The sequence below is a fragment of the Spirosoma fluviale genome (assembly GCF_900230225.1).
GTDB classification, from domain to species: Bacteria; Bacteroidota; Bacteroidia; order Cytophagales; family Spirosomataceae; genus Spirosoma; species Spirosoma fluviale.
The window spans coordinates 44,932-58,420 of record NZ_OCNH01000006.1 but is presented as its reverse complement, the minus strand read 5'-3'; the positions used below and the strand labels follow the sequence as shown (position 1 = coordinate 58,420).

Below are 13,489 nucleotides of genomic sequence, written 5' to 3'. Positions count from 1 at the left end.
GATGGAAACCCGCCCGCCCTACTTTACCTTCACCCGCTCCCCAGCCGAATGGGCTGAGAACTCGGGCGCGTAGAAACACTGAACCGTAGCGACACCCGCCGAGAAATCGCCGGACTGGGCCACGCGCAGGTCATATTCGAACACGTGCGTCCCTACGGGCAGGTAACTCATGAAGAAATCGGTGCTGGCGTCGCGGGGGGATTCGTAATAGCCGAGTCCGTTTTGGTATTTGTAGCCCGATAGTGCCGCTACGGGTTCGAAACCCGACGCCCGACCGTCTTTCAAATGGACATATTCCATCGCCCGGTCGGTTTTGAGGATGAGCCGGACTTTGACCAGATCACCGGGTTTGAGGGCCGATTGCGATGCTACCGTTGAGATTACTGGACCGCTCGGCGAGTCGCGTTGCACGTAGAGCGTTTTCTGGACCGATAAGCCCGCGCTACCCGGCATCACCTGATCGAGCGGTTCGAAATGCTGCCAGTATAAAGCACCCCAGGCCGGACCATCGCTGGTTTTCGTGATCTGAATTGCGCCCATTTCCGGCTTGATCTCCGTAGCCGCATAGGTCACTTTTTCATAACCTGTAATGACATCGGCTTTCGACACGCGGCTTTGGATCGACTTCCCGCCGAGACTCACCTGGGTGTTTACGCCCGTTCCGAGCCAGTCGCTGCCCCGTAGCAAAAGCGCATAAATGGCTTCGGTCGTGGCTTTGGTGGATGACCACGACTGGGTTTGTTTCTGCCGAAGGAGCCAGCGTTTCATTTCGTCGACGATGATCGCAGGCCCCAGCGTCCGCTTCGACTGCTGGCCCATCCACTCAAAACAAGCCAGTCCCTGAGGGGAGTACCCCACTTCGTCAACCATCTCGATCAGGTACGCCTGTGTTTCGATGGGCGTTTGGTACCAACTCAATCCGCTTACGTTGTCGGGCCAGTACAAGCCCATTTCTTCAGACATCTTCGACCGTTCGAGCAGGGATTGCAGAATACCGGCCGCCGTTTTGGTATCGCCAAACCGGTTGAGCGCCATCGCCGACAGCGCTTGCCCCTGTAAACTTTGCGCGAGCCAGTTACTGGCCATGTGCTGCTTCAGGTAAGCCAGCACACCACTATCGACTGGTTTGTCGAGGTAAAAACTACGGGCGTACAGATATTGCGTGGCGGAGAAGTACCACCCGCCAACGACCTTCCCTTTCTGCTGCGCGTCTATCTTTTTCTGTTCGACAAACCATTGCTTCATTTCAGCGTCGGCATACTGGATGGCGCGGGTTTGCATGTCGGTCAAATCGGCTTGTAGCTCAGTCGGGAATTGAACGCCTAATTTCTTTAAATGGCCCAGGCCGCTCAGAATATGCAGGGTTATGGACAAATTCGGCTCCATGCCGCCAAACCAACGGAAGCCACCGCCCGCTGTTTGTAACTGCTTCAATTTCTCTAACGTCTGGATTTGCTCGCTCGCCATGCGATTGGCATCCAGCAACTGGCCCAGCTTGGCCTGCCGTTCGGCTTCAGAGTGGGCCTCGGCCAGCCAGGGCGAGTTTTCCAGCGTCACGGCTTTTAACTCTTCGTTCGACTGAAGCGGGCTTCGTGGCGGGTTTTTCTGCCATTCGGCAATTACCTGTTTAAAGGCGGGTTTACTACCTACAATATGCGCGGCCAGACTATTGGCGTATAACCGACTAAACAATTGCTCGGCGCATTCGTAGCGGTACTCCATCAGGTACGGTAGCGATTGCAGCGCGTACCAGCTCGGGTTGCTGGTCACCTCGATCGTTAACCGCTCGTGCTGAACGGGTAGCTCCGGGTTCAGATTGGTCAACGGCTTCAGGGTAAACGTCTTTGTTTCTTTGCCATTCACCCAGAACGGTTTCGTATCGGTCACGAGCATCCGGTTGGGCAACACGGGTACGGTAAACTCTTCGCCATCCGTAAAACTCCCCGATTGGGCCGTCAGGCGGCAGGTGACAGTTTCCAGTCCGGCTGGAATTACCAGCGTCCAGCCCACGGCCTGTCCCTTTCCGGCGGCAACGGAAACGCTCGTCTGCGGATTGCTCAGCTTAAGTTTCTGATGAATCGGTTCGCCGGTTAGGGCGTCCAGCAGTGCCAGCGTGGCTGTTACGGGTAAGGTTTTATCGCTCAGGTTGTTGATTCGGGCCGTCACGCGGATGGTGTCACCTTCGCGGAAGAAGCGGGGGGCGTTGGCTGTGATCATCAGCTCTTTCTGGGTGATAATTTCCCGCTCTAGGGTACCCGTTTTCAGGTCTTTGGTATGCGCAAAGGCCAACAGCCGCCAGCGCGTGAGGGCTTCGGGCATGGTAAATTTGAGCACCACCCGCCCCTCTTTATCCGTCTGCATTTGCGGGATAAAAAACGCCGTTTCGTTGAAGTTTTTGCGGGGGTTAATGACAGGTTGAGGAGTCGGTTTAGAGGCATCTTTGCCATAAGCGGTTATTGATTCCGCAGCGACAGCCTCTTTAAGTTCAACAATTCCATCCGGCATAGGAGCTACCATCGCTACGGCTCCTGTTACATCCTTCCTTCTTAGCGTACCGTATCCGGTCACGACGACTTCGCTCAGCGCCATGGCATCGGGCAACAACTGAAACGACTTCGACTTTTGCGTAAACACAACTTCCTGCGTCTTGTAGCCAATGAAAGAGAAGATTAGCGTCACGTCTTTACTGACCGGAATTGTATTGATCGAAAACCTCCCTTTTGCATCCGTACTGGCTCCAAAAGTTGTTCCTTCTACCAACACACTAAGTCCCGCTACGGCCGAACCATCTTTGAATTTCGCCGTTCCGGTAATCGTTTTCTCTGTCCGACTGACGTTCACCCGAATGGCATCGTTGGTTATCTGTAATGGAGACAGTCCAAACGGGTGACTTCCATAAACACTGAACCGATATCCCAGCCAGCCTAGTTGGTCGTACTGACGCACAGGCACCGGGGGTTGCGGGCGATACCGGTACGCAATCACCTGACTGCCCTGCACACCAAATGCCTGCGACTCCCAATTACCGAAAGCCAGTGAATAAGGTTGGTAAAACGATGTCGGCCAGTCGAGCCGGTCGAATACATCGAGCGAGGCATCGTACAAGGTGGCGACAAACTCGGCAGGTGACTTACCCAGGCCACTGATTTTCAACGTCCACTGCTCCCGCTCACCGGGCTTGAGTTTACTGCGGAAGGTCTGCGTTTCGATGTGTAATTCTTTGTTGGTAAACGGCACAGCAATCGTCTGCGATTTTTCAGACAATCGCCCATTCTGTACCATAGCGAAATGCACGGCAAAGCCGCCCCGCTGTTTTTCGGTGACGGGGATAGCGATACGGCGGGGCCGACCATCGGTTTTCAGCCACTCGTTCCGCACAATCGTCTGATTTTCTTCAACGCTCATCAAGATCCAGGACGGCTGACCGTTACCCACCCAGAAAACGGCTTCCTCTCCGGGTTCGGCGGTGGCTTTTCGTACCTGTACCCAATTCTCCGGCCGGGCCGATGCCGTAGGCTGTTTATCGTTGACAATGGCGAAAAAGGCCCGCTCCTTTACAGTCTCCCCATTGGCATCCGTAACGGTGACCTCGGCCACGTATTCACCCAGTGTGTAGCGGCTAAGGTCGGCTTTCACCAGTGAATCGGCCGGACTAGTAATGGACTGTTGTTGCACCACATCACCCTTCGGCCAGTAGCGTGGGTCATTTTCGTTAGCGTACAGGTCGTTGGGAAATAAGCGCTCAAATTCATCCCGGCTCAGAAACTGCCGGTCGGGGCGGCTCCAGAGCCGGTTTCGTAAAGGCCGGGCGGGCGGTTGCAGCCGATAGACGGTCAACTGCCCTTTTGCGGCCACTTTCTCGCCGGATTGGTTGGTAATGTTGACCGGAAAAGTCGCTGGGGCATTGCTCTCAATCTGGGGCGGAATCGCCAGACTGACCTGTATGGCCGAGTAGCCAATACGCAGCGTTTTAGTGGCCGACCGCGTTTCGCCCGCCCGGTCGGTCACATCAATCGTTACGTTGAAATCAAAAACAGGGTTGCTCTCGCGGGACTGCTCGCGGTCGGGGGTGGCCGGGAAGGTTATACGGACGTTACCCTGAGCGTCGGTTTGTGCTGTGCCGCTGGCAATTTCAGCCTGGCTCACCGGTCGGCCACCCGTACGATAGCCATACCACCACTCCCAGCGTGGCTGCAGGCTCCGTACCACGCGATACCGCACCTCAGCCCCATCGACCACCGCGCCCGAGAACGTTTTGGCCGATGCAGAGAGCGTAACGGTCTGCTCCAGTTTAAACGACTCTTTTATAGGGTCGACCTTCACCTCGAACGTCGGGCGTTTGTACTCTTCAACCCGGATGCCGGTACTGCCGTCACTCGTCCGAATGGTCATGTTTCCGGTAAGTCGGCCTACGGGTGCTGTAAACGAGGCCTCGAACGTACCGAATTCGTTGGTTTTAAGCGTTTTTTCGGCTATCCGTTCTCCATTCTGATCGAGAAATTCAACATCCACTTCTTCACCGGCCAGCACGGCATACTGGTTCATCTTGCCGTTATAGAGCAACCCTTTCACATAAATTGGCTGACCGGGCCTATAGATGGCGCGGTCGGTGAACAATCGGGCGTAGGTTTCTTCCCGCTCTTGCTGCGGTGGGTTTCTGTAATTGTAAAGCGTACCGGAAAGCAGGGTATCGCGACCCGAAGCAATCAGGTATCCGAAACGCTGGGCCGTGGGTGTCTCGCTGTCAGGTAGGGCAAGCAGGCCAGCGGCATCGGTCATGAATGACTTTTTCGTGTTTGTCAGCCTGAAGTTCTCCACATCGACCAGGGTTACCGACGCGTTGGGTATGGGCTCGCCCGTAAGCCGGTTCATGACGAACAACGTTTGCGTTTTATCGCTCCTGTTGTCCTGCCGCACCAGATAGCTTAGCGCCGACACCGTAAAAAGCGATAGCTGTAGATTTTCCGACGTTTCGCTAAAGCTGTTTTCCGAAGTAAGCAAAAGCACATATTGACCAACGGGTAAACCCGCAATCGGTATTTCGACCGAATGACTGTTCAGGTCGCCATCGTCGGGAAGCACCACGGACGTTTCAATGACAGATGGGCGCTTTAGCCACCTGCCGATTCGCCTTCGTCGCTGTTCATCCGTATTTTCAACTTGATTGTACGGCTGTCGAACGTCGGCCAGCGGCAACCGGATAATCCGATAGGTAATCTTCGGCGTATTCTGGTAATTGACCAGCGCCCGGAACGGCTTTTCCGGCGTATTCACCTGTTCGACCTGTGTCGAATAAGAAGCAGCCAGCAGTTGGGTCAGCAACGCATCTGCCTGCTTACGGGCCAGCGTGTTTGGAAAACGTTTGATCAGATCCCGGCAGAGGTCGGCGGCTCGTTTGCGGTTCCAGCGAAATGGGTTTGGCTTAGCGGGGTCCGGGTCATCGGTATCGTCCAGCGGGCGAACTATACCGCCCTGATTTGTCAGGAACTCCGCCAACTGGTAGGCATAAATCGCTTCGGCGGATTTGCCTTTATACATTGTGATCTGTTTTTCCAGCGTCTGCTGAAACAAGGCATCTTTATCAGGTAACACACTATGCCGATGCACAAAGGCCAGCCGAAGGGCATCGACATCGACCAGCGCGTCGGGATTTGCGTCCGACAGGTGAAAGGCGAGCAGTTGCTGATAGAGCAGCAAAGCCTGATAACGGCCCGAAAGCGAATCCTGACTCTGAATGGTCAGCTTTGTAAACTCCGATGGCCCGGCCAGATAGCTAGGCTGATTCAGTTCAAACTTAAAGACTGGCTTGAGTAAATCGGGCTCGGTATTCTGAAAGAAGCCGATAGCTCGATGCGCCAGCAGGTCATATAACGTTGGCCGGAGTGGCCGCGCATCGGCGTCGCCTTTGTCGATGAGCACGTCATAATCGGTAATGGGCGTTTTTTGTAGCAACGCCTTGTCCTGAACAGAAGTCCGGTAAGCGGCCGTGATCACCTCGATGAGGTGCGGAGCATCCCAGGTGGTAAAATCGGTGGCCGTTGAATCGTTCGGAACCACTGACGGTGCCGTACTTCCCGATGAGGGCTTTCCAGTAGCAACTTTTCCTATCGTGGCCCGGCTTGGATTGGCCCGGCCTATCGTGGCCCGATTATAAAATTTGTAGCGGTTTTGCTGAAAATACTGCCAGTAAATATCAGCCAGCACCGATTGCAGCACCGATTTAGCGGGTTCAGGAGTATCCTGAATGTCGATCTGCAACGAGCGAACCAGTTCGACGTAGGAATCCTCATCGGAGTAACTTCGGAAAACTTGCCGGGCCATGGCAGCTCTGGCTACCTGCGGGTAGTTTTTCTGGACTTTGGCTTCTTTATAAATTCGATTGGCAATGTCGAGCGCCGATTTGGGTAACCCTTTCGCCACCAGTGAGTCGGCCCGTTTCCAGTCGCGGGTATAGTTAGGTTGTGGACGGTTTTGCGCGGATGCCGCCATGGCGACCAGCACGAAAAAGAAAGACCAGTAAGCGTTCATAGCAAGTATCGATGGCAGGTTGTTGAGATGGATGAATGTAAATCTATTTTTCCATAACCGTTACCGGTATGATTCCGATTTGTGGGTAAGGGTTTAATGTGCATTTGATTTAAGTCATGGACGCTGTCCGATGGATTCAATAATCTTAGTGCTCGGATAAAATAGTTTGGTGTACAGAATTAGATAAGACTAGCCAACAGGCTTTGTCAGGATAAATCATTCACTCCCTCATGCACCCGTTTCGCTCCTATTCTCTTGCAGTGCTTTGTCGGCTTATTGTTATTGCTATAATCGTTGTCCTGCCAAACGAGTCTTTGCTTGCACAGAATATACGTAATGGGGAAAAGCTCTTTGACGCCAATTGTGCCGGTTGCCATAACTTCAAACAGGATGGCATTGGTCCGCAACTGGGTGGACTAAAGAACATTGTTGACCGAACTTACCTAACCGAATTCATTAAAAGCCCCAAAGCCCAGATCGATGCGCGGGTGGCCCGGGCGCTCGATAAAGCCAAAAAATTCGGCACCGTTATGCCCGATTTCAAGCAGCTGACGGCTACAGAACTCGACGATGTAGTGGCTTACATTCTTGAGAAGCCCGCTCCCAGCGTTCGAATTTCGTCTGGGAAAATGCCACTGGAAAACCCGATTGTTCCGGCAATAGCCCCGTCGTCTATTGTTCTGAATCTGCAAAAGGTCATGCAGTTTCCCTTTACGAACAAAACGCAGCCCCGCACACGGATCAACAAGATGGGCTTCCACCCGATCACCAAAGAAACGATGGTGGCCGATCTACAGGGCAAAATCTATATCCTGACGGCAAATAATCAGCCCGATGTGTACTTTGATGCCACGGAGCATTTCAAAAATTTCACCAACGCACCCGGTCTGGCAACGGGCTTAGGCAGTTTCGCTTTTCATCCGGATTACGCTAAAAACGGGCTCGTCTACACGACCCATACGGAACCCAAAGATGCCGCCAAAGCTGATTTCGCCTACGCCGACAGCATTCCCGTTCGACTGCAATGGGTGGTGAACGAATGGACGGTTGTCGATCCTCGTTCGCGTGTGCTGACCGGTAAGCCCCGTGAGTTGCTTCGGGTAAACGTGGTCGACCAGATTCATGGCATGCAGGAAATTGCCTTCAATCCGTATGCAAAACTCACCGATCAGGATTACGGATTGCTTTATATTGGCATAGGCGACGGTGGGGCCGTTGAAAAAGGGTATCCGTTTATTGCGCGGGACAAAAACCATGTCTGGGGGAAAGTACTCCGCATAGACCCCACCGGCCGAACGAGTAAAAACGGGCAGTACGGCATTCCCAAAACCAATCCATTTGTCGGTAAAGACGGCCTGGACGAAGTATATGCCGCAGGCTTTCGGAATCCCAACCGAATTTCGTGGACGTCAGACGGAAAAATGCTGGTTACCAACATCGGTCAGCGACAGATCGAATCGCTGTATCTGATCAAACCGGGCAAAAACTACGGTTGGCCCGACCGGGAAGGCACCTTTCGTATCGACTCGACCGACAACGTAAACAACGTTTACCCACTACCCAAGAATGACGCCCGGTATGGCTATTCGTATCCGGCGGCACAGTTCGACCACGACGAGGGCAACGCGATCATGGGTGGATTCGAATACACGGGGAAGCAACTTCCACAATTGAGAGGGAAATACATTTTCGGCGAAATCGTTCGGGGGCGGGTTTTCTACGTCAACCTCAATGAGATTAAGGAAGGCTCGCAGGCAACCATCCATGAGTTTCCGCTGATGCTGGATGGACAACCAACGACCCTGAAAGAGTTGAGCAAAGCCAGCAAAGTCGATTTCCGAATTGGTCAGGATGCCGCTGGCGAGCTGTATCTGATGACTAAATCAGACGGCATGACGTATAAGGTGGTCAAGTGAAATTTTCAGGTGAACCCCTGTAGCCTGGACGGCCACGTCCGGGAATAAAGTAGCTCCATGCTTACCCGGACGTGGCCGTCCAGGCTACAGGGACCGCTTATCAAGGCCTTTTTATGCTGCCAATTCTTATCTTTAACACAAGCTCAAAAATAAATCTGGACAACCATGCCCACTATTCTCCTGCTATTAGCCTGCCTTGCGGCCTTTTTCAGCCCTCCCAAACCCGCCAAAACGTATCCCGTTGGGCAGATAAAGACGCCTAAAGGCGAGATACTTTTCTGGCTTTACGACGAAACGCCGAACCATAAGACCAGCTTCATGAAACTCGCGAAGGCAAATTACTGGGATACGCTCACCTTCAACCGGGTCATTAACAACTTTGTGGCGCAGGGTGGTTGCCCCGATACACCAGCGGGATTTTCCGATTCTCCCTATCTGCTGAAACCGGAGTTCGTACCCACCATACGGCACGTATATGGCGCGGTAGGTTCCGGGCGTGACAACAACCCAGAGATGCTGTCGGCGGGTTGCCAGTTTTATATTGTGCAGAACAAGAAGGGGCTGGCCCGTCTGGACGATAAATTCACGGTGTTTGGGCAGGTTTTCAAAGGTATGAACGTAGTCGACGCCATCGTAGCCGTCAAGACCGATAAAACCGACACACCACTGGAGCCCATTAAACTGGATGTGAACGTAATCAACCTCACAGCCGCCGAGTTAAAGAAGGCGGGGTATGTGGTGAAATGAGGTTAAGGATTGAACACAGAAACGGCGGACCGTTTCTGTGTTCAATCAAACTTTTTTACTGCTTCAGCAGGAAAGCTGTCAAATCAGCGACTTGCTGGTTGCTAAGACCCATGGCGACGGGGTCGGGCATGAGGCTGGTTTTGTACTGCCGCTTTGACGAAACCTGATCGGCGGGGATGGTGTGCTTAGGTCCTTTTATACCCCGAACCACAACCGCCTGATCGTTATCGCTTACCAGAAAGCCATAAAATGTTTGCCCCGTCTTGGTGGTTATCAGCCAGGGTTCGTAGCCAAAGGCAATCCCCGCGCTGGGGTGTAAAATGGCATCCAGGAGTCCATTCTTATCAAATTTCTGGTGAATCTTCGTTAGCTCCGGGCCAACGTCACTTCCCAGCTGGCCATGCTTGTGACAGGTGGCACAATTGGCACTGAAAACCGTTTTGCCCGTCCGCTCATTTCCCGACAGCATTGCTATCTGGTCAAGCACCGGGTCTGAACTGCTGCTACTGCTGGTACTCACTATTGCCGGTTTCGCTATGGCCGGTTCAGCAGTAGCCACCGAAGCTGGTTTGGCAGCAACCGAAGCGGTTTCATCGGATGCCGGGGCCTCCGACTTTACGGAGAAGTACTCTTTAGCCATCGTCCTAACGCTTTGATCCGGGTTTTTGAGTAGTGTTGGCGTAACGGCTTTGACCAGCTTATCCGACAGTTTCTTATCGGCAGCCAGGCCAACCAGAATTTTGCCCCCTTCGGGATCACGGGCCATTTCCAGGGCTATCCTCCGTTTTTCGGTATCCGATTTGTATTCATCCAGCAGAATTTGCCGGTTCGTCAGCATCTTTTGCTCCTGCGACGATACTTTCGTTGGCATAACCTCCTCCCAGTTCAGGAATTTGGCCCAGTCATTGCCGCGCCGAAAACCCATCCAGTACAGCGCCTGATCGGCCACGTCCTTATCCGTCAATTTCGATAACTCAACCATTGCCTGCGCGGCCTGTGGCGTTTTAATAAATCCCAGCGCAACAATGGATTGCTTTCGGGCATCGGCAGACAACGAGGGACTAGCCGCTCGTTTCTTCAGCATCGTTACCGCAGAGGGCGGGTGAAATTCCCAAACAAGATTTGCCGCCCGTTGATCCCACTCAACGGGATTTTTGGGCATTATTTGCTGAAGCTCAAAGAACAAGGCTTCTTCCTTACCATCGGCGGCCTTTTCGAGGGCGTCCAGATACCAGGGGTCCTGCCCGTCGTATCCCTTTACCAGGTTCATCAGTAAAAATCGGCAGTTATCAAATGGAACGTCGCGGAGAGCAATGGCTACCTCCCGACGAACGGCCGCACTTTTATCGACGGACAAGTTGCCCATGAGTGGCAGTAAAGCTTTTTGAGACGCCGTAAGGGCCGGAATGGACTTAGAGTTTTCGGGAGTAATACTCCGTAATGCCCGGAAGGCGGTCAGTCGAACCGGGGCATCGACAGCCTTGAGCAATCGCTCCACCTCAAACTGGCCTTCGGCACCGAGTTGCGCCAGCAGATAGATGGCGCGGGCGCGATGGAACGGATTCGATGACGACAGAATACCCATAACCGGTTCTACCGCCTTCTCGCCCTGCGCCACCAAAGCCTCGAAACCCATCATCCGTACATTTACGGCGGGGTTCAAGAGAGCCGCAATTTGTCCCTGTATGTTCCGCAAATCGATCTTTGGCGTTTTGAGCTTTTTGCCTTTGGGTGTAATTCGGTAGATACGGCCGTATCCTTTGGCATCTTTCATTTGGTGTCCACCTACCACGGGATCATACCAGTCGGCAATGTAAATGGCTCCGTCAGGGCCAACGGCTACGTCGCTGGGCCGAAACCACTTGCGTGTATCGTCCGTAGCGGCATCCCACTTATAGTTGGGGTCTACTTCGGGGAAAGTGCTGATAAAATCGGTGCGGGGCATCCGGTAACCGGCACCCATTGGCTCGGGCTTGTAGCTGAAAATCACGTTGCGGCCTGCTTCGGCACTGAGTAACATTCCCCGGTACTGCGGCCCGAGTTCATCGCCTTCGTACATAACCATACCCGTTGGCGAACCGGCCCCGCTGATGTCGCCAGCGGGCATCACGCCGGGATCTTCCTGGTGCCAGTGGGCAATTGGAATGGTCTGGCCCGGCCGCTGATCGCCCTGCCAGTAGCGGGTGCCGTCGCTGCTGAAATACCCGGCATTGGCCCCTTCCATCAAAAAGCTGGTGCGGCAGGCAACCACCTGATCGTCGTTGTCGTTCTGCCACATGTTGCCGTACGAATCCAGAGCGGTTTCGTAGTTATTCCGGAAGTTATGTGCCATTACTTTCAGGTTCGACCCGTCCGGATTGATCCGCAGCGCCATGCCACCCGTCCAGATTCGCCCGTCGTCGCTCACCTGGTTGCCCTTATTCGCTTTGTTGTAGGGAGTTCCGCCCACGTACAAACTACCCGAGCGCAACGTCCAGCCATCTTTGTCGCTAACGATATGCGGGCCAGCGTTTCCGGTGTTGAAATAGTATTTGCCATCCGGCCCGGCTACCACCGCATGCAGCGAATGGTCGTGGTCTAACCCACCAAAACCGGTTAGCATCACCTCTTTCTTATCGGGTTTATCGTCGCCGTTCTCATCGGTGTACACTACCAGATTAGGGGCGGCCGATACAATGACTTTATTTCCGACGACGGCAATGCCCAGGGGCGACACCAGATCCGGGTCCGTTACAAAGACTTTGCTGTCGTCGGCTTTGCCATCGCCGTTGGTATCTTCCAAAATAACGATCCGTTCCCCTTCGGGATGGTCGAGCCTGCTATCGGGTTTGTTATTGAATTTCCGGTAGTTCACGGCCTCCGTAATCCAGACCCGCCCTTTGGCGTCGATATCCATGTTGGTCGGGTTGTAGAACATGGGAGCCTCGGCCCACAGAGTAGCCTCCAGGTCATTAGGTAGGTAGAGCGTATTTGAATCCGCGCTTACTACCATACTATGCTGCCGGGATGGCTCTGCCCCGGACAACGGAGGGCCAAATTGCGTCGTTGGCCGGAACGTCTGCCCGGCCAGGTATAGAAAACCAAACGTTGTCAGAACGAATGGAAGGGGATTTGAGGAGAAGATTGCCTTCATAATTTAAGTCAAACGTCAAATGCATTCTGGCACGGGCATTCGCCCGTGTCTGTACTATAAACGCGAGCCTATGCTCGCTACATTGATAGGCACGGGCGAATACCCGCGCCAGTATAACTGATTCAGGCAAATAGCGATCGCACAGTCCTGTTGTTCTCAATATAACTCTCCAGCATTGGTTTTCCTTTGGGAACGGCGCCTTCCAGGTGTAACCAGCCTGCGTAGCCAATGTCATCCAGCGCTTGCTTAACCTTAGGCAAATTGACTTTCCCCTGCCCGATCAGGTAGCCATTTTCTTTCAGATGCACTTCGCAGATTCGGTCTTTACCTAACGTTCGTATCTCGCTGAAAATATCATACCCCATATCCGATGAGTTACAGACGTCGTAATACACTTTCACCGCCGGAGAGCCCACGGCATCCAGAATAGCCAGGTGTTCGGGCGCGGATAACCACGATTCAATGCCTAGTACCACCCCTGCTTTTTCGGCCTTTGGGGCAACGGCTTTCAGTCGTTCGATCACAATTTGTGTGCCCTTCGGATCATTCTTTAAGTCGTTGTTCGAGAAGAACGCCAGCAGAATATTCTTGACACCCAGCGCTTTGGCAACATCTACACTATCCTGCACCCAGGCTTCGGTGCGTGGGTCTGACTTATAGGGAATCTGGTTGAGCATGCCAATGGCCAGTCCGCCAATTTGCACACCCGCTTGTTGCGCGGCCTCTTTCATTAGCCGCTGAAGTTCCGGCTTACGCAGGTGTTCATGATCCGACGCGGTGTTCAGGCTTACCTGCACCCCATCTAAACCAATCTGCTTTGCAATGGCGAAAGACTTTATATCGCCTGCGGGTCCAATTGACCAATCGCAGGCACCAATCCTGAATCGGTTGTTGGCTACTTTTGTTTGTCCGAAAGTAGGGTAAGTCAGTGCAGACAGTCCTGCACCAAGTGAGTACCGCAGCGCGTCACGTCGATTCATGTGTAGTTGCCGAAAAAGGTTTCTCAAATATACATATCTATAAAATATCCAACATAAACTATCTTAAGACTATAATCTGCGTTATTCGTTAACCTACCCAATGTCGTAAATCATCAAATTATCGATTGAGTGAGAAGACAAAAAAAATTCAGATCCTTTCCAACCGTTTACTTCCGAAAGAGGTC

The 13,489-nt window shown here is 53.2% G+C and carries 5 protein-coding genes; 2 read left to right on the top strand and 3 right to left on the bottom strand.

Features of this window, described 5'->3' with window-relative positions:
• Positions 1-18 precede the first annotated feature (18 nt).
• Positions 19-6,528 carry an alpha-2-macroglobulin family protein gene (locus CRO74_RS25195; RefSeq protein WP_097130063.1) on the bottom strand — a complete coding sequence of 2,170 codons (6,510 nt, stop codon included), beginning with the start codon at positions 6,526-6,528 and terminating at the stop codon, positions 19-21.
• 230 nt (positions 6,529-6,758) lie between these two features.
• On the opposite strand from CRO74_RS25195, the gene CRO74_RS25190 reads away from it, so the two are divergent.
• A complete protein-coding gene (locus CRO74_RS25190; RefSeq protein WP_097130061.1) occupies positions 6,759-8,444 on the top strand; it encodes a PQQ-dependent sugar dehydrogenase in 1,686 nt (561 codons plus the stop codon).
• Between the two features lie 165 nt (positions 8,445-8,609).
• Positions 8,610-9,191 (top strand): peptidylprolyl isomerase, encoded by a 582-nt coding sequence (locus tag CRO74_RS25185; protein WP_097130059.1) that lies wholly within the window; start codon positions 8,610-8,612, stop codon positions 9,189-9,191.
• 55 nt (positions 9,192-9,246) lie between these two features.
• On the opposite strand, the gene CRO74_RS25180 is transcribed toward CRO74_RS25185, so the two are convergent.
• Together CRO74_RS25180 and CRO74_RS25175 are read right to left on the bottom strand one after the other, a co-directional pair.
• Positions 9,247-12,324 (bottom strand): PVC-type heme-binding CxxCH protein, encoded by a 3,078-nt coding sequence (locus CRO74_RS25180; protein WP_097130057.1) that lies wholly within the window; start codon positions 12,322-12,324, stop codon positions 9,247-9,249.
• A 122-nt stretch (positions 12,325-12,446) separates the two neighbouring features.
• A complete protein-coding gene (locus CRO74_RS25175) occupies positions 12,447-13,304 on the bottom strand; it encodes a sugar phosphate isomerase/epimerase family protein (protein WP_097130055.1) in 858 nt (285 codons plus the stop codon).
• Positions 13,305-13,489 lie beyond the last annotated feature (185 nt).